Source organism: Pseudoxanthomonas mexicana (assembly GCF_046736355.1).
In the GTDB taxonomy this organism is placed as follows: Bacteria; Pseudomonadota; Gammaproteobacteria; order Xanthomonadales; family Xanthomonadaceae; genus Pseudoxanthomonas_A; species Pseudoxanthomonas_A mexicana_B.
In genome coordinates, this window is the sequence record NZ_CP157201.1 from 1213450 (window position 1) to 1235373 (window position 21924).

Consider the following 21924-nt stretch of genomic DNA (forward strand, 5'->3'; position numbering starts at 1 on the left):
GCGCGGGCAAGTCAAAATCAACAGCGACAGCGACAGCAAGCAGTGAGACGCAATCGCAAGGTGAACCCTGGGTGGCAACATGAATCTTTCCGAATGGCTGGCCTATATCGAACGCCAACACCCCAAGTCCATCGAGATGGGGCTGGAACGTGCGCGAACCGTCGCCGAGCGCATGCGGATCGGCAAGCCGGCCGCGCAAGTCATCACCGTCGGCGGCACCAACGGCAAGGGATCCACGGTCGCTTTCATCGAGGCTATCGCGCGCGAGGCCGGCCGGAAGGTCGGCGCGTATACCTCGCCGCACCTGCTGCGCTACAACGAGCGCGTGCGCATCGACGGCGCCGATGCGGGCGACGAACGGCTGGTCGAGGCTTTCGAAGCCGTCGAAGCGGCGCGCAGCGACACGCCGCTGACCTATTTCGAATACGGCACGCTGGCCGCGCTGTGGCTGTTCGAGCGCGCGCGACTCGATCTGGCGGTGCTGGAAGTCGGTCTCGGCGGCCGATTGGACGCGGTGAACATCGTCGATCCGGACGTCGCCGTCATCACCACCGTCGACATCGACCACACCGACTGGCTGGGCGCCGACCGCGAGAGCATCGGCGCGGAGAAGGCCGGCATCGCGCGGCCGTGGAAGCCGCTGGTGCTGGGCGAGATCGACTCGCCTTCCAGCGTGCTGCGGCGCGCCTACGCCATCGGCGCCAACGCGCTGCGGCGCGGCAGCGATTTCTTCGACGAGCCGGTCGATGCTTCGCACTGGCGCTGGCGCGAGGTCGGCGGCGAACTGCTGCTGCCGCACCCGCCGCTGGCCGCGCCGGCGCAGCGCGCCAATGCGGCCACCGCGATCGCCGCGCTGCGCGCGCTGGACGGCGACATCGCGCCGGAAGCGTACGCGAGTGGCGTGGCCGGGGCGCGGCTGCCGGGACGCCTGCAGCGTTTCGTCCGCGATGGCGCCGAGGTCTACGTCGACGTCGGCCACAATCCGCAGGCTGCGCGCGAACTGGCCGCCTGGCTGCGTGCGCAGCCGGCGGCGCCGACCGCGCTGGTCTACGCGGCGCTGGCCGACAAGGACGCCGCCGGCGTTGTCGCCGCCTTCGACGGGCTGGACGTGGACTGGCACCTGGCCGGGCTGGAGCCGCAGTCGCCGCGTGGGCAGGACGTGGAAACGCTGCGCGCCCGGCTCGCCGGCAGCGCGGCCGGGCAGGGCGACGCGCATGTCGACGTGGCGCATGCGCTCGATGCCGTGCTGTCGCGGGCGCAAGCCGGCATGCGCGTGCTGGTGTTCGGTTCCTTCCATACGGTCGCCGAGGCGCTGGCATGGCTGCATTCAGGTCGATGACGGGGCCGGCGCGGAACGCGACCGTATAATCGCCTGCATTCCGCCTTCGCCGCGTGGACACGATGGATACAGCCCTCAAGCAGCGCCTGATCGGAGCGGTCGTGCTGATCGCCCTGGCCGTGATCTTCCTGCCGATGCTGGTGAAGGGGCCGGCGCCGGACAGCGGCGTGTCGGACGTGCCGCTGGAAGTGCCAGCCGCGCCGGGCGGGCAGTACGAGACCCGCGAACTGCCGCTGGTCGCGCCGCCGGGCCAGCCGTCCGGCACCGGTGCGCTGGGCATGCCGGTGGCGACCGCGCCGCAGGCCGGCGAAGGCGATGCGAACGAGGCGGTTCCCGCGAATGGCGCCGGGCCGGCGGCGGCCGCCGGCAACTACGCGGTCAGCTTCGGCGCCTATGCGACGGTGGCCGACGCCGAAGCGGTGATCGCGCGCCTGCGCCAGGCGCAGCTGCCCGGCTACCGCGAGGAAGCCAGCATCAACGGCCGCGGCGCCTGGCGCGTGCGGGTCGGGCCGTATCCGGATCGGGCCGCCGCCGAGTCGGCGCGGCTGGAGGCGGTCAAGGTGCGCGACGACGTCAACGCGCAGGTGGTCGTGCTCGATGCCGATGCGGCGTCCCCTTCCGCCTCCCCTGCACCGGCGGCCGTCGCCAGCGCTCCGGCCACGCAGCCGGCGACGCCCGCCGCCACGGTGACGACGCAGCCGCTGCCGGCTTCGCCGCCTCCTGCGGTCGCCGCGTCGTCACCGCCCGCGACCAAGGCCGCCGCGACGACTCCACCGCCGGCGCCCGCGACGCGCACCGTCTCCACCGCGCCGCGCCCCGGCGAAACCGCCGCGCGGCCCGCGCCGGCGAGCACGCCGCCGCCCGCGCCTTCCGCGCCCGCCGCCCGCGACGTCGGCTTCGCGGTGCAACTGGGCGCCTTCGCCAATGCCGCCGACGCCAACGCGCTGCGCGATCGCGTGCGCGCCGGAGGTTTCAGCGCCTTCGTCGAGCAGGTGCGCACCGACAAGGGCACGCTCAACCGCGTGCGGGTCGGGCCGGTGGCCAGCCGCGCCGAGGCCGAGCGGCTCAAGGCGCAGGTCGCCGGCAAGTTCGGCATCGACGGCATGGTGCGACCGCATCCGTGAGCCGTCCGCGCGCCGCCACGGGCGGACGGTCATCGCGATGGTCGTGGCGTTGCGGCGCCGTCGCCGGCGCGCCTGAGCGGCGTGCGGGATCGTGATCGATCTGGTCCTGCTTTCGCTGATCGGCGTCTCCGCGCTGCTGGGACTGCTGCGCGGCTTCGTCGGCATCCTCGTCTCCACCGCCGCCTGGGTGCTGGCCGCCTGGGCGTCGTTCGTGTTCGGCAGCGAGGCCGCCCACTGGCTGGCCGGCGGGGTGGAACCGTCGCTCGCCCAATTGCTGGGGGGCTACGCGCTGACCTTCGCCGGGGTGATGGCCGCGGTCGGCCTGGTCGGCCTGCTGCTGAAGACGCTGGTCAAGTCTACCCCGCTGTCGGCGCTGGATCGCCTGCTAGGCCTGGCGCTGGGCGCGCTGCGCGGCGCGGCCATCGTCTGCGTGGCGGTGTTCGTGCTCGGCTTCACGCCGCTGCGCGAGGACGCCGCCTGGCGGGATTCGCGGGTGCTGCCGTGGCTGCAGCCGGTCATCGGCTGGATGCATGCGCGCATGCCGGAATGGGCCGTCCCGGGCGCGGAGGTTCGCAAGCCCGCGCCGGCAGGCGATAATGCGCGTGGCGTCGTGGCGCCGTTGCTCGAACAGGCGATGTCCGATGCGCTGGACAAGGCGCGCGACCGCCGCGGTGATGCGCCGCGCGAGGCACCGCCCGGCGAACCGGCCAACATCGAGCCTCCCGCCACCCCCGCGCCGGAGCCTCGGCCCAACCCGGACCCGGCATCGCCGGCCACCCAGCGACCCTAGAGAGAGCGTGAACCATGTGCGGCATCGTCGGAATCGTCGGCAACCAGAACGTTGCCGGACAGCTCTATGACGGGCTGACCGTCCTCCAGCACCGCGGGCAGGACGCCGCCGGCATCGCCACCGCCGACGGCACGCGGCTGCGCGTGCACAAGGACAACGGGCTGGTCCGCGACGTGTTCAACGCCAAGGCGATGAGCGTGCTGGAAGGCCGCGTCGGCATCGCCCACTGCCGCTACCCGACCGCCGGCTCCGAGGGCATGGACGAGGCGCAGCCGTTCTACGTCAACTCGCCGTACGGCATCGCGCTGGCGCACAACGGCAACCTGATCAACACCGAGGCGCTGCGCCAGGACGTGTTCGCGCAGGACCGCCGCAACATCAACACCGACTCGGACAGCGAGGTGCTGCTGAACGTGTTCGCGCACGAGCTGGACACCCAGCGCACGCTGTCGCCGGAGGCGGCGATCCGCGCGGTGGCCGGCGTCAACAGGCGGGTGAAGGGCGGCTACGCGGTGGTCAGCGTGGTGCTGGGGCTGGGGCTGGTGGCGTTCCGCGATCCGCACGGCATCCGCCCGCTAGTGCTGGGCCGGCGCGAGCACAACGAGGGCCACGAATACATCGTCGCCTCGGAGTCGGCGGCGCTGGACATCCTCGGCTTCAGCCGCGTGCGCGACGTCGAGCCGGGCGAGGCGATCGTCATCACCGCGCGCGGCGAGCTGTTCTCCGAGATCGTCGCCGAGCCGCAGCAGCACGCGCCGTGCATCTTCGAGTACGTGTACTTCGCCCGTCCCGACTCGATGATCGACAACGTCTCGGTGCACAAGGCGCGCATGCGCATGGGCATCAAGCTGGGCGAGAAGATCCTGCGCCTGCGCCCGGACCACGACATCGACACCATCATCCCGATCCCGGACACCTCGCGCGACGCCGCGCTGGAGATCTCCAACGTGCTTGGGGTGAAGTACCGCGAGGGCTTCATCAAGAACCGCTACGTCGGCCGCACCTTCATCATGCCGGGGCAGGGCGAGCGGGTGAAGTCGGTGCGCCGCAAGCTCAACCCGATCCACCTGGAATTCCGCAACCGCGTGGTGCTGCTGGTCGACGATTCGATCGTGCGCGGCACCACCAGCCAGCAGATCGTGCAGATGGCCCGCGACGCCGGCGCGCGCAAGGTCTACCTGGCCAGCGCCGCGCCGCCGGTGCGCCACCCCAACATCTACGGCATCGACATGCCCTCGGCCGACGAATTGATCGCGCACGGCCGCAGCGTCGAGGAGATCGAGAAGCTGCTCGGCTGCGACTGGCTGATCTACCAGGACCTGGAAGACCTGGAGGCGGCGGTGCGCGAGGGCAACGCCGACCTGGCGCGCTTCGACTCGTCCTGCTTCGACGGCCGCTACGTCACCGGCATCGAGCCGGGGTATTTCGAGCGCATCGAGCAGATGCGCTCGGACGAGGCGAAGCGGAAGCGGCGGGTGTCTTGAGGGGCGGGGATGACCGGACATGCGTCCGTTGAGAGCCGGGATTCGGGATTCGGGATTAGGGATTCGGAGCAGAGCCGGATCCTGGTGTCCTGAAGAGGTCCGGATCACCTTCTTACCGATACGCTGAGGCTCCCTCTCCCGCTTGCGGGGTGAGGAGGGCCGCTTGCGAGCCATGGCTCGCGGCCCGACGAACGCCCACCGGCTGTGCCGGTGGGCCGGGGCACGGAGTGGGGTTGGGGTGAGGGCGCTCTTGGCGAGATGCCAGAATGGCTTCGGCAAGCGGAAGCGATGATTTGTCTACACTTGCAGCGAAACCGCTCTGACGTTCCGAACCCAATGCCGACTTCGCCGCCATCGCTGTTCGACGCCGCGCGCCTTTGCCTGGATGCCGCCGACGTCGACGAGAAAGTCGCGCTGACCCAGCGCCATGCCGCCGCGTTCGCGCGCGGCGAGCTGGACATCCCCGGCGACGCGTCGCCGCCCGCGCCAATCCGCATGCCCGGCCGGCCGTCGCGTCCGCGATTAGTGCACCCGCGCGATCTGCCGCGGCGCGGCCTGGGTTCGGCCGAAGGCCGCGCCGCCTTCATCCATGCGATCGCGCACATCGAGCTCAACGCCATCGACTTGGGCTGGGACGCGGTGTACCGCTTCCGCGGGTTGCCGTGGGAGTTCTACCGCGACTGGGTACAGGTGGCCGAGGACGAGTCGCGCCATTTCGTGCTGCTGCGCGATCGCTTGCGCGAACTGGGCCACGAATACGGCGACTTCGACGCCCACAACGGCCTGTGGGAGATGTGCGAGAAGACCGCGCACGACGGCCTGGCGCGGATGGCGCTGGTGCCGCGCGTGCTGGAGGCGCGCGGGCTGGACGTCACCCCCGGCATGATCGCCAGGCTGCGCTCGCTGGGCGACGCGGCCACCGCCGGCATCCTGGAGATCATCCTGCGCGAGGAGGTCGCCCACGTGGCGGCCGGGTCGCGCTGGTTCCGCTGGTATTGCGAACGCGGCGGCGTGGAGCCGAGGCAGCGCTTCCGCGAACTGCTGGCCGAGTACGCCGGCGGCTACCTGCACGGCCCGTTCAACATCGAGGCGCGGCTGATGGCCGGTTTCGACGAGGACGAACTGGCTGCGCTGCACGCGCAAGCGGGGTAGGACCAGAACCGGGAGCAGCGGAGCAAGCTCCGCTCTACAGGAGGGGCGCGAGGTATCGCCGGACCTGCCGTTGTAGAGCCGAGCTTGCTCGGCTTTGCCGGTTCCGGAGCCTGAGCAGCGGAGCAAGCTCCGCTCTACAGGGTGGTCGCGAGGTATCGCCGGACCTGCCGTTGTAGCGCCGAGCTTGCTCGGCTTTGCCGGTTCCGGAGCCGGAGAGCAGCGGAGCGAGCTCCGCTCTACAGAACGGTCGCGAGGTATCGCCGGGCCTGCGGTTGTAGCGCCGAGCTTGCTCGGCTTTGCCGGTTCCGGAGCCGGAGAGCAGCGGAGCAAGCTCCGCTCTACAGGGTGGTCGCGAGGTATCGCCGGGCCTGCGGTTGTAGAGCCGAGCTTGCTCGGCTCCGGTGCAACCCGGAAAGCAGCGGAGCAAGCTCCGCTCTACAGGAGGGTCGCGAGGTATCGCCGGGCCTGCGGTTGTAGAGCCGAGCTTGCTCGGCTTTGCCGGTTCCGGAGCCGGAGAGCAGCGGAGCGAGCTCCGCTCTACAGGGTGTCGAGGGTCGTGTTGTCCGCATCGACGCGCAGCACCGAGCCCTGTTCGTACCAGTCGCCCAGCACGATGCGCCGGCAGACGAGGTCGCCGATTCGCAGCTCGTGGATGGCCGGACGGTGGGTGTGGCCGTGGATCAGCGTGTCGATGCCGTAGCGGGCGAGGGTGGACTCGACCGTGGCCTGCGCCACGTCGGTGATCGTCTCGAACTGCGCGCGGTCGCCGGCCTGCATGTCCTGCTGGCGGCTCTGGCTGGCCGCGCGCGCCTGCGCGGCGAAGGCCAGCCGCGCGGCCAGCGGCTGGGCGAGGAAGCGCTGCTGCCACTGCGGGTCGCGCGTCTGCGCGCGGAAGGCCTGGTAGGCGGTATCGTCGCTGCACAGCAGGTCGCCATGCATCAGCAGTGCCGGCCGGCCGTACAGCACCACCACCGCCGGGTCCGGGAGGATGCGCATGCCGGCGCGCGCGGCGTAGTCCGCGCCCAGCAGGAAGTCGCGGTTGCCGCGGATGAAGAACACTGGCACGCCGGCATCGGCCACCTCGCGCAGCCGCGCGGCGACGAACGCGCCGGTCTCCGACGGATCGTCGTCGCCGACCCAGGCCTCGAACAGGTCGCCGAGGATGTACAGCGCCTCGGCGCCGCGCGCCTGCTCGCGGAGGAAATCGCCGAACAGCCCGGTGATGGCCGGACGGCTGTCGTCCAGGTGCAGGTCGGAGACGAAGAGAGTGGTCATGCCCCGATTCTAAGCCGACCCGGGTGAAAGCCCTCCCCTTCAAGGGGAGGGTTGGGTGGGGATGGTGTTCCCCGACAGCGCATATCCGCCATCCGACTCCGGCCATCCGGAGCAGGCTCTTCTCCTTAACCGCCGGCACATCGACGCCATCCCCATCCCGGCCCCGCTTTCGCGGGGGCAGGCTCTTCCCCTCGAAGGGGAAGGGGAAAAGCGGTGGCGCTGCTAAAATCCCCCGATTCCGTTTTCAGAGTCGCCCATGACCTGCCGCACCCGCTTCGCCCCCAGTCCCACCGGCTACCTGCATATCGGCGGCGCGCGCACCGCGCTGTACTGCTGGCTGGAGGCGCGCCACCGCGGCGGCGACTTCATCCTGCGCATCGAGGACACCGACCGCGAGCGCAGCACGCAGGCGGCCATCGACGCGATCCTGGAGGCGATGGACTGGCTGGGCCTGGACTACGACGAAGGCCCGATCTACCAGACCGCGCGCATCGAGCGCTATCGCGAGGTCGCCGAGCAACTGGTTGCCGCCGGCAAGGCCTACTACGCCTACGAGACCCGCGAGGAGCTGGACGCCATGCGCGAGGCGGCGATGGCCAGGCAGGAGAAGCCGCGCTACAACGGCGCCGCGCGCGATCTGGGCCTGCCGCATCGCGACGATCCCAACCGCGTCATCCGCTTCAGGAATCCGCTGGACGGCGTGGTCGCCTTCGACGACCTGATCAAGGGCCGCATCGAGATCGCCAACAGCGAGCTCGACGACATGGTGATCTTCCGCCCCGACGGCTATCCGACCTACAACTTCGCGGTGGTGGTGGACGACTGGGACATGGGCATCACCGAAGTGATCCGCGGCGACGACCACATCAACAACACCCCGCGCCAGATCAACATCTACGAAGCGCTGGGCGCGCCGGTGCCGAAGTTCGCGCACATGCCGATGATCCTGGACGAGCAGGGCGCCAAGCTTTCCAAGCGCACCGGCGCGGCCGACGTGATGCAGTACAAGGACGCCGGCTACCTGCCGCACGCGCTGATCAACTACCTGGCGCGGCTGGGCTGGTCGCACGGCGATCAGGAACTGTTCTCGCGCGCCGAGCTGATCGCGCTGTTCGACGTGAAGGACGTCAACTCCAAGGCCGCGCGCCTGGACATGGCCAAGCTGGGCTGGGTCAACCAGCACTACCTGAAGACCGACGATCCGGCGACCGTCGCGCCGCACCTGGTCCATCAACTGGAGAAGCTGGGCATCGACATCGCCGCCGGGCCCGCGCCGGCCGACGTGGTGGTGGCCCTGCGCGAGCGCGTGCAGACGCTGAAGGAAATGGCCGAGAAGGCGGTGGTCTGGTACCGGCCGCTGGAGCAGTACGACGAGGTCGCCGTCGCCAAGCACCTGAAGGCCGGCGCCGACGCGCCGCTGGCCAAGGCGCGCGAACGGCTGGCCGCGCTGCCGGAATGGACCGTGGAGGCGGTCTCGGCCGCGCTGCACGATGCCGCCGCGGCGCTGGAGATCGGCATGGGCAAGGTCGCCCAGCCGCTGCGCGTGGCGATCACCGGCACCCAGGTGAGCCCGGACATTTCCCATACCGTGTACCTGGCCGGCCGCGACGAAGCCTTGAAACGGATCGACGCAGCGCTTATCAAGACCGGTAGTCCCGGCTGATTCGCCACCGCCCATGCCGCACGCCCACGACCACGATCACGCCTGCACCGATCCCAAGCACCACGTCAGCGATGCGCGCGCGTTCGTGCAGGCGGTGCAGCGCGCCTGCCACGAGCGCGGCCTGCGGCTGACCCCGATCCGCGAGCGCGTGCTGGAGCTGATCGCCGAGGCCGGCAAGCCGATCAAGGCCTACGACCTGCTCGACCAGGTGCGGCAGTCCAAGGGCGTCGGCGCCGACGCGCCGCCGACGGTCTATCGCGCGCTGGATTTCCTGATGGCCAACGGCTTCGTGCACAAGCTGTCGTCGGTCAACGCCTTCGTCGCCTGCCACCACCCGAGCAGCGCGCAGCATTCGGTGCCGTTCCTGATCTGCGATCGCTGCCACAGCGCGGTGGAGCTGGAGGACCGCGCCGTCGTCGAGCAACTGGAGCAGCGCGCCAAGGCGCTCGGCTTCCAGCCGCAGGCGCAGACGCTGGAAGTGCACGGGCTGTGCGCGCAGTGCGCGGAGCTTCCTGCCGACTGAGCCCGGAACCGGGCCGTCCCGGCCGCTGATCGCATCTCCCGAGGCGGCCTCCATCGGGCCGCCGGCGTGCCGCAATGGCTGCGGCGACTTCTGATAAGAACATCCACCGCGATCTTCCCGGGGCGCGGAGAGGCCGTGCGGGCGTTTCCCGCGCTCCACGGAAGCGCCGGCGTTCGCCGAGCGGCCAGAAGCATGACTTACGGCATATGTTATATCGTAACTGTGTTATAAAGTAACGATATCGGCACTCCCGCCGTCCTCCACGATTCCCGGCCAGGCACAGGTAACCCATGACTTTCCGACGCCATCCCCTTGGCAGCGCGCTGCAACTCATCCTCGGCACCCTCGTGATCCCGGTCCCGGCGCTCGCCGCCGAGGCCGCGATGCAGGACGCCAAGACGCTCGACGCCGTGCAGGTCGTCGCCATCGGCGAGGATCAGAGCCGCATCGCCGCGCCTTACAGCGTGGTGTCCGGCGACGACTTGCAGGCCTCGGGCGCGGCCACGCTGGGCGAAGCGCTGAACGGGTTGCCCGGCGTGCATGCCGATACCTTCGGCAGCGGTTCCAGCCGCCCGGTGATCCGCGGCCAGGTCGGTCCGCGGGTCAAGGTGCTGTCCGACAGCGCGTCGGTGCTGGACGCCTCGGACATCTCGCCCGATCACGCCGTCACCGTGGACCCGCTGCTCGGCGAGCGGGTCGAGGTGCTGCGCGGCCCGGCCACCCTGCTGTACGGCGGCGGCGCCATCGGCGGCGTGGTCAACGTGCTCGACAACAGGATCCCGACCCGCCTGCCCGAAGGCGGCCTGGAGGGCAGGCTGGCCCTCCGCGGCAACACCGTGGCCGGCGAGAAGGCGGCGGCCGCGGCCGTCAGCGCGCAGGCCGGCGCCCATCTGGTGCTGCACGCCGAAGGCTCCTACCGCGACGCCGACAGCTACAAGTCGCGCGGCTGGGACGAGTCGCGCGTGGACGGCACCTTCGCCGAGTCGCGCAACGCCAGCGCCGGCCTGTCCTGGGTCACCGACAACGGTTACCTGGGCCTGGCCTATTCCTGGCGCGAGGACGACTACGGCCTGCCCGGGCACAGCCACGAGTACGAGGGCTGCCATCCGCACGGCAGCGCGCTGCACTGCGGCAGCCACGATCACGACGACGGCGACGACCACGATCACGACCATGATCACGCGCACGAGGACGTGCCGGTCATCAACCTGGTGAGCAAGCGGGTGGACCTGCGCGGCGAGTACCGCGATCCCTTCGCCGGCATCAGCCGGATCCGCCTGCGCGCCAGCCACACCGACTACCGCCACGACGAAATCGACGAGGGCGAGGTGACCACCGCCTTCGCCAACAAGGGCTACGAGGGACGCGTGGAAGTCGAGCACGCGCCCATCGGCGACTGGACCGGCGTGTTCGGCGTGCAGCATTCGGATACCCGCTTCAGCGCCGAGGGCGTCGAGGCCTTCCTGCCCCAGGTCGACACCCGCAGCACCGGCGTGTTCCTGGTCGAGCACTTCGAGCCGTCCGAGCAGTGGCATTTCGAGATTGGCGCGCGCCACGAGTGGCTGGAGCACCGTCCGGTGGACGACCCGCGCAACCGCCCGCGCTTCGACGATACCGCCACCTCGTTCTCCGGCGCGGCGATCTGGGAATTCCGTCCGGACGTCTCGCTGACCTTCTCGGCCGCGCACTCGGAGCGCCTGCCGCATGCGCAGGAACTGTATGCGCGCGGCATCCACATGGCGACCAACACCTACGAATGCGGCCTGCTGCCGCACGCGCTGACCTGCGGCGGCGCGGCCAACGACGCGTGGTTCGGCAAGGAGTCCTCGCGCAACCTGGAACTGATGCTGCGCAAGTCGGTGGGCGACCTGACCTTCAGCGTCGGCGGCTTCTCCAACGACATCGACGACTACATCCATGCGCGCACGCTGGATCAATACGAGGACTTCCGCCTCATCAAGTACAGCCAGCGCGACGCCGAGTTCCGCGGGTGGGAGGCGGAGGTGGACTACCGTTTCAACGACGTGCTGTCCGCCGGCGTGTTCGCCGATCGCGTCCACGCCAGGTTCGCCGACGGCGGCGGCAACGTGCCGCGCATCCCCGCCGCGCGCGTCGGCGGCCGCGTCAACGTGGATCTGGATTCGTTCTCCGGCGAGGTCGAGCTGTACCACGTCTCCCGCCAGCACGACATCGCCGATTTCGAGTCGGCCACGCCGGGCCACGACATGCTCAACCTGACGCTGGACTACCGCATCGGCGACGGGCGCGCGCGGCTGTTCCTGCGCGGCGCCAACCTGCTCGACGAGAAGGTGTGGAACCACACTTCCTTCCTCGCCAGCGCCGTGCCGCTGCCGGGCCGCAACCTGAGCGTCGGATTGACCTATGACTTCTGATCCGGCGCTCGCGCCGGCCGCCGGCCGCTGAGGCATGTCGCTCTACGATCGCGTCACCGCGCTCCACGGCGACCTACCGTGGGGCGCGGTGCTCGATGCGGGCACCGGGCGCAGTTCGATGCAGTGGCTGTTGCAGCGCGATACGCCGCGCTGGACCGCGGTGACCGGTTCGCAGGCGATGGCCGAGGCGACCCGGCGCGAGGCCGGCGATCGCATCCGCCCGCAGGATCGCGTGGTCGTCGGCAACTGGAGCGATCCGCGGCTGCTCGACGGCGAACGCTACGACACCGTGCTGGCCGACTACCTGCTCGGCGCGATCGAGGGCTTCGCCCCCTATACGCAGGACCGCTTGTTCGAGCGGCTGCGCCCGCTGGTGGGAGGCCGGCTCTACGTAATCGGGCTGGAGCCGTACGTGCCCTACGCGCCATCGGATCCCGACGGCCGCCTGGTGGTCGAGATAGGCCGGCTGCGCGACGCCTGCCTGCTGATGGCCGGTGATCATCCCTACCGCGAATATCCGCTGGACTGGACGCTGCGGCAGCTCGCGCGCAGCGGTTTCCGGGTGGTGGACGCGGAGCGGATCGCGATCCGCTACGGCGAGCGCTTCGTCCACAGCCAGCTCGACATGTGCACGCATGCGGCCGGCAGGTTCCATGACCGCGCACTGGCGGTGGCGATGCTGGCGCACGTGGCCGACCTGCGCGCCCGCGCGCTGGCGCACCTGCGGCGGGAGGGCGGCCTGCGCCACGGGCACGACTACGTCGTGGTGGCCGAGCCGGGCACCTGATGACCAGGCCGCGGTCCATTCTTCACGCGGGAACGAATGTTTATGTTATTGTGTAACAAATCTTCTTGGACCCCATCTGCCGCCATGAAAGGGAACGTCCGTCGGTTCATCGATCGGTTCGCCGCCACCGGTTCGCTGCTCTGCGCGCTCCATTGCGCGTTGACGCCGCTGCTGCTGGCGGCGATTCCCTCGCTGGGCCTGTCGATCTGGATGGGCGATGGCTTCGAGCGCGGATTCGTGCTGTTCGTGACCGTGCTGGGCCTGTTCAGCCTGATCTGGGGCTATCGCCGCCATCGCGCCTTCCGGGCGCTGGGCATGCTGCTGGCCGGGCTGGCGGCGCTGTGGGCCGGGGTGCTGTACGTGCCGCTGCACGAGTCGGCGGTGCCGCACGCGGTGGTGATGACGCTGGGCGGCACGCTGGTGGCCATCGCCCATCTGGTCAACCTGCGGCTGAACCACTGGCACATCCACGACGCCAGCTGCGCGCATTGAGCGCCCGGCGAGGACGGCGGCCGGGACGGCTGTGGTAGTCTTTCCGGTCCCGCGCGACGGGCCTGGCGGCGCATCGCCGCTGGCCGGCGCCGCAGATTTTCGTCAATTCAGGAGAACTACCGATGGGCAAGGGTGATCGCAAGACCGCCAAGGGCAAGCGCTACAACAGCAGCTACGGCAACGCGCGCAAGCAGGTCGTGGCCAAGGCGGCCGTCGCCGCCACCGCCACCGCCAAGAAGGCCGTGGTGAAGGCGCCGGCCAAGAAGGCCGTGGCCAAGAAGGCCGTCGCCAAGGCGTAAGCCTGGCGCCGTGCCGGCCGCGTCCGGCAAGCGACCCGAAACCCGGCTCCGGCCGGGTTTCGGCGTTTTGGAGAGGCGTGTCGCTTGCTTCGCTGCCGGAGCAATTTCTTTTCAGTACATAGATCTACCCGTCATCCCCGCCTTCGCGGGGATAACGGGAGCTTCCAGGGCGATTCAAACGATGCGCGCACCGCCCGCGTAGCTGGCGAGCAGCGGCTGGCCGCCCAGCCAGTAGGCCAGCTCGGCCGGACGGGCGATGTCCCACAGTGCGAAATCCGCGCGCAGGCCCGCCCGCAGGCGGCCGCGGTCGGCCAGGCCGAGCGCGCGCGCGGCGTGCACGGTGGCGCCGCGCAGCGCTTCCTCCGGTGTCAGGCGGAAGTGCGTGCAGGCCAGCGACATCGCCAGCCGCAGCGATTGCAGCGGCGAGGTGCCCGGGTTGCAGTCGGTCGCCACCGCCATCGGCACGCCGTGGGCGCGGAACGCCTCCAGCGGCGGCAGCCTGGTCTCGCGCAGCACGTGGAAGGCGCCCGGCAGCAGCACCGCGACGGTGCCGGCGGCGGCCATCGCGCGCGCGCCGTCTTCCGAGGTGTATTCGACGTGGTCGGCCGACAGGCCGCGAAAGTCCGCCGCCAGCGCCGCGCCGCCGCCGTCGCTGAGCTGGTCGGCGTGCAGCTTGACCGGCAGGCCGAGCGCGCGCGCGGCCTCGAACACCCGCCGCGTCTGTGCCGCATCGAAGCCGATGCGCTCGCAGAACGCGTCGACCGCATCGACCAGCCCCTCGGCATGCAGCCGCGGCAGCCAGGCGCAGACCGCATCGACGTAGTCGTCGGCGCGGCCGGCGTACTCGGGCGGCAGCGCGTGCGCGCCGAGGAAGGTGGTGCGCACGCCGAGGCCGAGCGCCTCGCCGATGCGGCGGGCCACGCGCAGCATCTTGCGCTCGTTGTCCAGGTCCAGGCCGTAGCCGGACTTGATCTCCAGCGTGGTCACGCCGTCGGCGCGCAGCGCGCGCGCGCGCGGCAGCGACTGCGCCAGCAGTTCGTCCTCGTCGGCGGCGCGGGTGGCGCGCACGGTGGAGACGATGCCGCCGCCGGCGCGCGCGATCTCCTCGTAGCTGGCGCCTTGCAGGCGCTGCTCGAACTCGCCGGCGCGATCGCCGGCGAACACGACGTGGGTGTGGCAGTCGATCAGGCCGGGCGTGATCCACGCGCCGTCCGCCTCAATGATTTGGTCTGACAGCGCCGACGCTTCGGCCGGCAGGCCGTCGGCCGGGCCGGCGTATTGCAGCACGCCGTCGCGCCAGCCCAGCGCGCCGTCCTCGATCGCGCCATAGCCGGCGTCGCCGGCCAGCGTGGCCAGGCGCGCGCCGATTATCACGCCGTCCCAGCGCGGACCGTCTGCATTCGTCACTCGTTTTCTCCGATGGCAAGGCGATGCGCGCTGCCCATGCGCGCGCCGACGCGGTAGCCTAGCGCACCCGCGCAGCACCGTCAGGTGGACATGGAAACCGCAGCAGAGCAGAACATCCCCGCGCTGGCGCAGCGCGACACCGCCGGCGACTGGCGCGTGCCCGGCATCGCCAACCTGCATTCGCACGCGTTCCAGCGCGCGATGGCCGGACTGGCCGAGCGGCAGACGGATCCGCGCGACAGCTTCTGGACCTGGCGCGAGACGATGTACCGCTTCGCCGGGCGGATGGATCCGGACAGCCTGCACGCGGTCGCCGCGCAGCTCTACGCGGAGATGCTGGAGGCCGGCTACACCACCGTGTGCGAGTTCCACTACGTGCACCACCGGCCCGACGGCGCGCCGTATCCGCGCCGCGACGCGATGTCGCAGGCGCTGATCGCCGCCGCGCGCGAAACCGGCATCCGCCTGACCCTGCTGCCGGTGCTGTACATGACCGGCGGCTTCGACGGCCGCGCGCTGTCGGATCGGCAGCGCCGCTTCGGCCACGACGTCGAGTCCTACCTGCGCCTGTTCGACGACCTGCACGCGCGGCAGGACGCGATGCTGCGGGTGGGTTGCGCCTTCCACAGCCTGCGCGCGGTGCCGCCGCAGGCGCTGCGGCAGGCGCTGGCCGCGCTGCCGGCCGACGCGCCGCTGCACATCCACATCGCCGAGCAGACCGGCGAGGTGGAGGACTGCCTGGCCGTGCGCGGCGCGCGCCCGGTGCGCTGGCTGCTGGACAACGCCGCGATCGATGCGCGCTGGACGCTGGTCCACGCCACCCACCTGGACGACGCCGAGACCCGCGGCATCGCCGCCAGCGGCGCGACGGTGGCGATCTGCCCGACCACCGAGGCCAACCTCGGCGACGGGCTGTTCCCGCTGCGCGCCTATCTCGACGCCGGCGGCGCCTGGGGCATCGGCTCGGACTCGCACATCTCGGTCTCGCCGGTGGAGGAACTGCGCTGGCTGGAATACGGCCAGCGGCTGTTCACCCGGCACCGCAACATCGCGGTGTCGGCGCAGTCGCCGAGCGTGGGCCGGACGCTGGTGCAGGGGGCGATCGACAGCGCGATCCGCGCGACCGGCCACGCCGCCGCCACGGCCGACACGGTGACGCTGGAGGCAGGCGCGCCGCTGCTGGCCGGGGCCACCGGGGAGGACGTGCTGGACCGCTGGGTGTTCAGTGGCAATCGCCCGCTGGTGAAGCGGGTGGAGGTGGAAGGCCGCCGCGTGGTCGAGGACGGCCGCCACCGCGATCGCGACGCCATCGCGGCGCGTTACCGTAGCGCGATGGAGCGCCTGCTGGCCGAGTGAGCGCGCCACCGACGCCCGCTTCTTCGCCGCGCGTGGGCGTTCCACCCGCAAACCCCGGCGCATGCCGATGCTGAAGCCAACATCCAGGGAGAACCTGCCATGAAGATGCCTGCCGCCGCGATCCTGCTCGCCTTGGGCGCCATGCCCGCCCATGCCATGACCGATGCGCAGCTGCGCGACCTGGTCGCCCAGCGCCTGCACGGCGACCGCACCGGCGCCTGCATGGCGGTGGCGGTGGTCGAGAAGGCGCAGGTCGCCCGCGCCTACGTCTGCGCCGACGACAAGGACGAAGGCCGCATCGGCCCGGACAGCGCCTTCGAGATCGGCTCGATCAGCAAGACCATGACCGCCGCGCTGCTGGCCGAGCTGATCCTGCAGGGCAAGGGATCGCTGGACGATCCGCTGTCGGCATGGCTGCCGGAAGGTACGAAGGTGCCCGATTACCAGGGCCAGCCGATCCTGCTGCGCCACATGGTCACCCACACTTCCGGACTGCCGGCGCTGCCGTCGCGGCTGGGCGCCACCGACATGAGCGATCCCTACGCCAACCTCGACGCGCCGGCGCTGCTGGCCTCGCTGGGCGATGCGACGCTGGCGCGCGCGCCGGGGGCGCAGTTCGAGTATTCCAACTTCGCCTCGATGGTGCTGTCGTACGCGGTCGCGCGCCGCGCCGGCAGCGACTTCGAGAGCCTGATCAGGCAGCGCCTGTTCGCGCCGCTGGGCATGCGCCATGCCTACGTCAACCAGCCGCCGGCCGGCGTGCGTGCGGCGGTGGGCCATACGCCCAACACCCGGCCCACGCCGCCGTGGCGCTTCGCCACCGACCTGGCCGGCGCGGGCGGCGTGCGCGCCACCCTGGAGGACATGGTGCGTTACGTGCAGGGCGGGCTGGGCTGGACCGATGCGGCCATCGCGCCGGCGCTGGCGCTGAGCCAGCAACAGGTCTCGGACAAGCCGGCGATGGCGATGAACTGGATGCTGATGCCGGTCGCCGGCCGCACCGTGCTGCTGCACGAGGGCGGCACCGGCGGCTTCTCGGCCTGGGCCTCGATCGATCGCGAGCGCCAGCGCGGCGTGGTGATCCTGTCCGACACCACCTGGAACTCGATCGGTAGCCTGGGCTCGCTGGGCCTGCACCTGGTGGACGCCTCGTTTCCGTTGGGCAAGCCACGGCGCAAGATCGACGCGCCGGCCGAACTGCTGCGGCAACTGGAAGGCGAATACCAGCTTCCCGGCCTGCGGATGACCCTGCGCCAGCGCGACGGCAAGTTGTTCGTGCATCCGAAGGGGAAGGGCGAGTACGAGATGGCCTACGACGATGCCGGCGACTTCCATCCGCTGGCGCTGGATGCGGTGCTGAAGCCGCAGCGCAAGGCCGACGGCAGCCATGCCTTCACCTGGGCGCAGATGGGCGCGATGGTTCACGCCACCCGTGTCGACAAGGCCGCCGCCGCCGTGCCCGCGCTGTCGGCGCAGGCGCTGGCCGAGTATGAGGGCCGCTATCCGCTGATGCCCGGCTTCGAACTGGCGGTGCGCTCGGACGGCAGCCGGCTGCATGCACGGGCGACCGGGCAGGGCGAGTTCGCGCTGGAGGCCAGTGGCGCGGATCGCTTCGAGGCGGCCGCCTTCGGCATCGAAATCGTCTTCAGGCGCGACGCCAGCGGCAAGGTCGCTGCGCTGGAACTGCACCAGGCCGGCAGGATGCTGAAGGGCGAGCGCCAGTGATGCCGGCGCCGCGCTGAAGCGCGTCAATCGGGCCCGGGCGCGGAAGAAACCGGGTCCGCGCCCGCCTCAGCCGAACAGATCGCCGGCCTGCAACGCGCCTTCCAGTTGCAGCAGGAAGCGCTTGGTCGGCAGCCCGCCGCCGAAGCCGGTCAGGCTGCCGTCGGCGCCGATGACGCGGTGGCAGGGCAGCACGATCGGCAGCGGGTTGCGGCCGTTGGCCGCGCCGACCGCGCGCGTGGCCGTCGGCCGGCCCAGCCGTTGCGCCAGTTGCGCGTAGCTGCGGGTCTGGCCGTAGGGAATGTCCGCCAGCGCCCGCCACACCTGTTGCTGGAACGCGGTGCCCTGCGGCGCCAGCGGCAGGTCGAACTCCCTGCGATCGCCGCCGAAGTATTCACCGAGTTGTTCGCATGCCTTCCGCAGGATCGGATGCTCGCCTTCATGCCACTGCGCCGGTTGCGCCATCGGGTGACGCGGCGAAGGAAACTCGATGAGGCGCAGGCCGGCATCGTCGGCGGCGATCAGCAGCGTGCCGACGGGACTGTCGAGATGGCGATAGGAAATCATGAGGGACAGGTCCTGTGGGAGCGACGTCAGTCGCGACGGGCAGGCGTGACGGTCGCGACTGACGTCGCTCCCACGGGCGAAGTCTTCGCGGGCGGCATGCTGTCGCGCCACAGGTGGATGACGGCGTAGGCGCGCCAGGGACGCCAGGCTTCGGCGCGCGCGCTCAGCGCCCTGGCGGTCATCCGCATGCCCCCCGCCGCGGGGGCAGGCTGGGCAAATATCGCTTTCTGCAGGACCAGATCCTCGGCCGGGAACGCGTCCGGATGGCCGGTGGCGCGCAATGCGATGTAGTGTGCCGTCCACGGGCCGATGCCGGGCAGCGCGACCCAGCGCGCGACCAGTTCCTCCAGCGTGCGCTCGGGGCGGAAATCGACCCGCCCGTCCAGCAGCGCGCGCGCCATCTCGCGGATCGTCGCGGCGCGCGCGCGGATCAGGCCGATCTCGGTCAGGTCGGCGTCCGCCAGCGCCTGCGGCGTCGGGAACAGATGGGTCAGCCCCGGCGCGAACGGCGCCGCCAGCGTGCTGCCGTGGCGCTGCGCCAGCCGCGCGGTCAACGTGCGCGCCGCGGCCACGCTGACCTGCTGGCCGATCACCGCGCGCACCGCGATCTCGAAGCCGTCCCAGCCGCTGGGCAGGCGCAGTCCCGGCCGCGCCTCCAGCAGCGGCCGCAGCCGCGCGTCGGCCGACAGCGCCTGCGCGATGGCCTGCGGATCGGCGTCGAGATCGAACATCCGCCGCAGCCGCGCGACGATGCCCAGCAGATCCGCCGCGCGTGCGCCGTGCAGTTCCAGCTTCAGCGCGTGATCCTGCCGTCCCTGCGATGGCGGCCAGCGGCTCACCCGCAGCCAGCCCGGCGCGCCGGCGTCGCCGATCACGCGCGCATAGCCGTCCGCGTCCACCGACTCGACGCCGGGCAGCGCGCGCCCGCGCAGGAAGTCCAGCATCGCCGCCAAATCGTACGGCGGGCGGTAGCCGAGCCGCAGCACCAGCGCCTCGCCGGCGGCCGCGCCCTCGCGCCTGCGCAGTTCGCGCGGGGCCATCCGGTACTCGTCGCGGAAGGCGGTGTTGAAGCGGGTCAGGCTGCCGAAGCCGGCGGCCAGCGCCACCTGGATGATCGGCAGCTCGGTCTCGGTCAGCAACTGCTTGGCGAACAGCAGCCGGCGCGTGCCGTGCACCTCGATCGGGGAGGCGCCGATGCGCTGCCCGAACAGCCGCCGCAACTGGCGTTCGCCGACACCGACGCGCGCGGCCAGATCGGACAGCGGCGCCCCGGCCAGCGCGCCGGCCTCGATCAGCTTCAGCGCGCGCGCCACCGTCGCGTCGCCGCGCCGCCAGCTGCCGTCGGCCGGCGACAGCTCCGGCCGGCAGCGCAGGCAGGGCCGGAAGCCGGCCGCTTCCGCCGCCGCGGCGTGGCGGTAGTAGACGATGTTGGACGGCCGCGGCGCCGGCGCCGGGCAGACCGGCCGGCAGTAGATGCCGGTGCTGGTGACCGCGTTGAAGAACAGCCCGTCGAAGCGCGCATCGCGGCTCAGCCGCGCCTGCTCGCAGGCGCGCGGGTCCAGCGCGTCGGCGGCGTCGTGGAAGGCGGCGGCGGACGAGGAAGCGGAGGGCATGCCGGCAGGCTAGCACCGGCCGGCGATGCCGACTCACCGCTTTCGGACATCAATGCGCGGGCGCGTCCGCGGCCGGCTTCAGCGCCGGCAGCAACGCGCGCGGATCGCCGTCGTTGGGCGCCGGTTCGACGCCGAGCAGGCGCGCCAGCAGCGGATAGACATCGACGTTGTCGATCGCCGGCACGGTGACGCCGCTGCGGAACGACGGCCCGCGCGCGACGAACATCGCGCGCATCGACGGCAGCGCCGGGTCGTAGCCATGCGCGCCGCGCTTGCGCCGCTCCAGCGGGATGCGCTGCAGATGCGCGCGGGGAGAGGCGTTCCAGCCTTCGTCCATCTGGCAGACGATGGCCGGCACGCGCGGGTGGCTGCCGTAACGCCAGCGCGGCGGCAGATCCTGCCTGCGCCAGCATTCGTGGTGCGCGTGCCGGCCGAGCAGGCGGGCGGCGGCGGCCTGCTCGCGGCCCGGGCGCGGGTTGAAACCGATGACCTGGCCGATGCTGACCGCCTCGGCCTCCTCCAGCGGCGCCATGTCCTCCACCGCCAGGTATTGTTCCGGCTCCACCGGCGCCATGCCGTGATCGGAGACGACGATCAGGTCGGTATGCGGCGCCAGCCCGTGTGCATCCAGTGCCTTCAGTATCCGGCCGATGGCCGCGTCCACCGCGCGCAGCGCCGCGCGCGTCGGTTCGGCATCGGGACCGTGATCATGGCCGGCGGCATCGACGTGCTCGAAGTACAGCGCCGCCAGCCGCGGACGCGTCGCGGCCGGCGCGGTCACCCAGCCGGCCACCTCGTCGGCGCGCGCGGCGGCCGTCACTTCCGGCGAATACGGCACCCAGCGCGCCGGGCGCAGTCCGCCGATCGGCGCGGTGTTGCCCGGCCAGGCCCAGATCGCGGTGCGCAGTCCGGCCTGCTCGGCCGCGTTCCAGATCGGTTCGCCCTGCCACCACGGCGCGCGCGCGCCGGCCTCGCGGTCGGCGACCCTGAACTCGCCGAGGCCGGCGTCGCGCATCGTGTTGTGCACGATGCCGTGCCGATCCGGGCGCAGGCCGGTGACCAGGGTGAAATGGTTGGGGAAGGTGAGCACGGGATAGGACGGGTTCATCCACTCGGCGCGCACGCCCTCGGCGGCGATGCGGTCCAGGTGCGGCGTGTCGCCGCGGCCCAGCGCATCCGGGTGCAGGCCGTCGATCGAGATCAGCAGCAGGACCGGGGCATCGGGAGCGGGCGCGGCAACGGCCGGGCGCGGCGGCGTGCCGGCGCATCCGGCCAGCAGCAGCAACGCCAGCCATGCGCCTCGAATGGACGGCAGGGGCATGGGCGGTAAGGCAGGCATTCAATAATTCCGACAAGCTTGGCAGAGTCCCGGGAAACCTGCATGACAGCAGGGCGGCGATGGCGGCAGGCAAGGATGCGGATGACGCGCCACTGAATGGACCGACGGACGGGGCTGCCAACCCGTGCCGGCAGGCGTAAGTTGGGGAGGTTCCGATTCGCAGGAGGATCTGCCATGAAGCGCCTGATGATTCTTCCCGCGCTGTGCCTCGCCTTCGCAGCGACGGCGCAGCCGCCCGCCGATACGTCCGGCGATGCCGCCGCGTCGCAGCCCGTCGCCGCCAGCGAAGCCGCCAGGGCCGACCACGCGAAGGACGCAAAGCGCCTCGACGACAGGCAGTGCCTGCGCGAAACCGGCACGCGCATCGTCCGCCGCGACGCGCGCGGTGCCTGTGGCGCGCAGCCGGGCCGTGCCTATACCAGGGAAGATATCCAGCGCACCGGCCATACCGATCTGGTCCAGGCCCTGCGCGCGCTGGATCCGGCGATCCGCTGAAGGCCGCTGCATCGCCGTCCCCGCCATCGCGTCGGCATGGCGGGGATTTTCGTTTTCCTCGCCTGTTCCTTCCGTTCGCGGCGTCCATCGCGCGCGGTGACTTG

At 71.3% G+C, this 21924-nt stretch carries 19 protein-coding genes; 14 read left to right on the forward strand and 5 right to left on the reverse strand.

Annotated elements, in window-relative coordinates; all coding sequences use genetic code 11:
* Positions 1-79: 79 nt before the first annotated feature.
* The 5 genes from folC to AAG688_RS05455 all read left to right on the forward strand — a co-directional run bounded on the left by folC (position 80) and on the right by AAG688_RS05455 (position 5889).
* On the forward strand, positions 80-1339 hold the full coding sequence (folC, locus tag AAG688_RS05435; protein ID WP_411834343.1) for a bifunctional tetrahydrofolate synthase/dihydrofolate synthase: 1260 nt from the start codon (positions 80-82) through the stop codon (positions 1337-1339).
* Positions 1340-1401: 62 nt separating this feature from the next.
* Positions 1402-2463: an SPOR domain-containing protein gene (locus AAG688_RS05440; RefSeq protein ID WP_411834344.1), complete on the forward strand. Its 1062-nt coding sequence runs from the start codon at positions 1402-1404 to the stop codon at positions 2461-2463.
* 91 nt (positions 2464-2554) lie between these two features.
* Positions 2555-3253 carry a CvpA family protein gene (locus tag AAG688_RS05445; protein WP_411834345.1) on the forward strand — a complete coding sequence of 233 codons (699 nt, stop codon included), beginning with the start codon at positions 2555-2557 and terminating at the stop codon, positions 3251-3253.
* Between the two features lie 14 nt (positions 3254-3267).
* Entirely contained in the window at positions 3268-4737 is a 1470-nt protein-coding gene (gene purF / locus AAG688_RS05450) for an amidophosphoribosyltransferase (RefSeq protein ID WP_411834346.1), read from the forward strand.
* A 336-nt stretch (positions 4738-5073) separates the two neighbouring features.
* Positions 5074-5889, forward strand: coding sequence for a ferritin-like domain-containing protein (locus AAG688_RS05455; RefSeq protein ID WP_411834347.1), 816 nt, complete (start codon positions 5074-5076; stop codon positions 5887-5889).
* Between the two features lie 537 nt (positions 5890-6426).
* Here the strand turns inward: AAG688_RS05455 and lpxH are convergent.
* Positions 6427-7164, reverse strand: coding sequence for a UDP-2,3-diacylglucosamine diphosphatase (lpxH, locus tag AAG688_RS05460; protein WP_411834348.1), 738 nt, complete (start codon positions 7162-7164; stop codon positions 6427-6429).
* A gap of 256 nt (positions 7165-7420) precedes the next feature.
* Between lpxH and gltX the strand changes: the two genes are divergently transcribed.
* From gltX to AAG688_RS05490, 6 genes are all read left to right on the forward strand, one after another.
* Entirely contained in the window at positions 7421-8827 is a 1407-nt protein-coding gene (gene gltX, locus AAG688_RS05465; protein ID WP_411834349.1) for a glutamate--tRNA ligase, read from the forward strand.
* Between the two features lie 13 nt (positions 8828-8840).
* Positions 8841-9350 carry a transcriptional repressor gene (locus AAG688_RS05470; protein WP_411834350.1) on the forward strand — a complete coding sequence of 170 codons (510 nt, stop codon included), beginning with the start codon at positions 8841-8843 and terminating at the stop codon, positions 9348-9350.
* A 290-nt stretch (positions 9351-9640) separates the two neighbouring features.
* Positions 9641-11743 (forward strand): TonB-dependent receptor domain-containing protein, encoded by a 2103-nt coding sequence (locus AAG688_RS05475; protein ID WP_411834351.1) that lies wholly within the window; start codon positions 9641-9643, stop codon positions 11741-11743.
* 34 nt (positions 11744-11777) lie between these two features.
* Complete coding sequence (locus tag AAG688_RS05480; protein WP_411834352.1) at positions 11778-12530, forward strand: class I SAM-dependent methyltransferase; 753 nt, start codon at positions 11778-11780, stop codon at positions 12528-12530.
* Positions 12531-12614: 84 nt separating this feature from the next.
* Positions 12615-13022 carry a MerC domain-containing protein gene (locus AAG688_RS05485; protein WP_411834353.1) on the forward strand — a complete coding sequence of 136 codons (408 nt, stop codon included), beginning with the start codon at positions 12615-12617 and terminating at the stop codon, positions 13020-13022.
* 122 nt (positions 13023-13144) lie between these two features.
* Positions 13145-13321, forward strand: coding sequence for a 30S ribosomal protein THX (locus tag AAG688_RS05490; protein ID WP_411834354.1), 177 nt, complete (start codon positions 13145-13147; stop codon positions 13319-13321).
* Positions 13322-13495: 174 nt separating this feature from the next.
* Here the strand turns inward: AAG688_RS05490 and hutI are convergent, their stop codons facing one another.
* Entirely contained in the window at positions 13496-14728 is a 1233-nt protein-coding gene (gene hutI, locus AAG688_RS05495; RefSeq protein WP_411834355.1) for an imidazolonepropionase, read from the reverse strand.
* A gap of 90 nt (positions 14729-14818) precedes the next feature.
* Here hutI and AAG688_RS05500 point away from each other — a divergent pair, with 90 nt between their 5' ends.
* Together AAG688_RS05500 and AAG688_RS05505 are read left to right on the forward strand one after the other, a co-directional pair.
* Positions 14819-16084: a formimidoylglutamate deiminase gene (locus tag AAG688_RS05500; RefSeq protein WP_411834356.1), complete on the forward strand. Its 1266-nt coding sequence runs from the start codon at positions 14819-14821 to the stop codon at positions 16082-16084.
* A 99-nt stretch (positions 16085-16183) separates the two neighbouring features.
* The gene (locus AAG688_RS05505) at positions 16184-17809 is read left to right on the forward strand and encodes a serine hydrolase (protein WP_411834357.1); all 1626 of its coding nucleotides are present in this window, start codon (positions 16184-16186) and stop codon (positions 17807-17809) included.
* 66 nt (positions 17810-17875) lie between these two features.
* Here the strand turns inward: AAG688_RS05505 and AAG688_RS05510 are convergent, their stop codons facing one another.
* The 3 genes from AAG688_RS05510 to AAG688_RS05520 are packed head-to-tail and all read right to left on the reverse strand — an operon-like array spanning position 17876 to position 21307.
* Entirely contained in the window at positions 17876-18370 is a 495-nt protein-coding gene (locus AAG688_RS05510) for a methylated-DNA--[protein]-cysteine S-methyltransferase (protein WP_411834944.1), read from the reverse strand.
* Between the two features lie 29 nt (positions 18371-18399).
* Positions 18400-19986 carry an AlkA N-terminal domain-containing protein gene (locus AAG688_RS05515; RefSeq protein WP_411834358.1) on the reverse strand — a complete coding sequence of 529 codons (1587 nt, stop codon included), beginning with the start codon at positions 19984-19986 and terminating at the stop codon, positions 18400-18402.
* Between the two features lie 49 nt (positions 19987-20035).
* Positions 20036-21307 carry an ectonucleotide pyrophosphatase/phosphodiesterase gene (locus tag AAG688_RS05520; RefSeq protein ID WP_411834359.1) on the reverse strand — a complete coding sequence of 424 codons (1272 nt, stop codon included), beginning with the start codon at positions 21305-21307 and terminating at the stop codon, positions 20036-20038.
* Between the two features lie 192 nt (positions 21308-21499).
* Here AAG688_RS05520 and AAG688_RS05525 point away from each other — a divergent pair, with 192 nt between their 5' ends.
* Positions 21500-21820, forward strand: a complete 321-nt coding sequence (locus AAG688_RS05525; RefSeq protein WP_411834360.1) for a hypothetical protein — start codon at positions 21500-21502, stop codon at positions 21818-21820.
* Positions 21821-21924 lie beyond the last annotated feature (104 nt).

Bases quoted from the DNA above. Each gene is read 5' to 3' on its own strand.
- AAG688_RS05480 (WP_411834352.1), top strand. From the start codon at position 11,778: ATGTCGCTCTACGATCGCGTCACCGCGCTCCACGGCGACCTACCGTGG.
- AAG688_RS05475 (WP_411834351.1), top strand. From the start codon at position 9,641: ATGACTTTCCGACGCCATCCCCTTGGCAGCGCGCTGCAACTCATCCTC.
- AAG688_RS05525 (WP_411834360.1), top strand. From the start codon at position 21,500: ATGAAGCGCCTGATGATTCTTCCCGCGCTGTGCCTCGCCTTCGCAGCG.
- folC (WP_411834343.1), top strand. From the start codon at position 80: ATGAATCTTTCCGAATGGCTGGCCTATATCGAACGCCAACACCCCAAG.
- AAG688_RS05505 (WP_411834357.1), top strand. From the start codon at position 16,184: ATGAAGATGCCTGCCGCCGCGATCCTGCTCGCCTTGGGCGCCATGCCC.
- AAG688_RS05440 (WP_411834344.1), top strand. From the start codon at position 1,402: ATGGATACAGCCCTCAAGCAGCGCCTGATCGGAGCGGTCGTGCTGATC.
- AAG688_RS05490 (WP_411834354.1), top strand. From the start codon at position 13,145: ATGGGCAAGGGTGATCGCAAGACCGCCAAGGGCAAGCGCTACAACAGC.
- AAG688_RS05520 (WP_411834359.1), bottom strand. From the start codon at position 21,307: ATGCCCCTGCCGTCCATTCGAGGCGCATGGCTGGCGTTGCTGCTGCTG.
- lpxH (WP_411834348.1), bottom strand. From the start codon at position 7,164: ATGACCACTCTCTTCGTCTCCGACCTGCACCTGGACGACAGCCGTCCG.
- purF (WP_411834346.1), top strand. From the start codon at position 3,268: ATGTGCGGCATCGTCGGAATCGTCGGCAACCAGAACGTTGCCGGACAG.
- AAG688_RS05500 (WP_411834356.1), top strand. From the start codon at position 14,819: ATGGAAACCGCAGCAGAGCAGAACATCCCCGCGCTGGCGCAGCGCGAC.
- AAG688_RS05455 (WP_411834347.1), top strand. From the start codon at position 5,074: ATGCCGACTTCGCCGCCATCGCTGTTCGACGCCGCGCGCCTTTGCCTG.
- AAG688_RS05515 (WP_411834358.1), bottom strand. From the start codon at position 19,986: ATGCCCTCCGCTTCCTCGTCCGCCGCCGCCTTCCACGACGCCGCCGAC.
- AAG688_RS05485 (WP_411834353.1), top strand. From the start codon at position 12,615: ATGAAAGGGAACGTCCGTCGGTTCATCGATCGGTTCGCCGCCACCGGT.
- AAG688_RS05470 (WP_411834350.1), top strand. From the start codon at position 8,841: ATGCCGCACGCCCACGACCACGATCACGCCTGCACCGATCCCAAGCAC.
- gltX (WP_411834349.1), top strand. From the start codon at position 7,421: ATGACCTGCCGCACCCGCTTCGCCCCCAGTCCCACCGGCTACCTGCAT.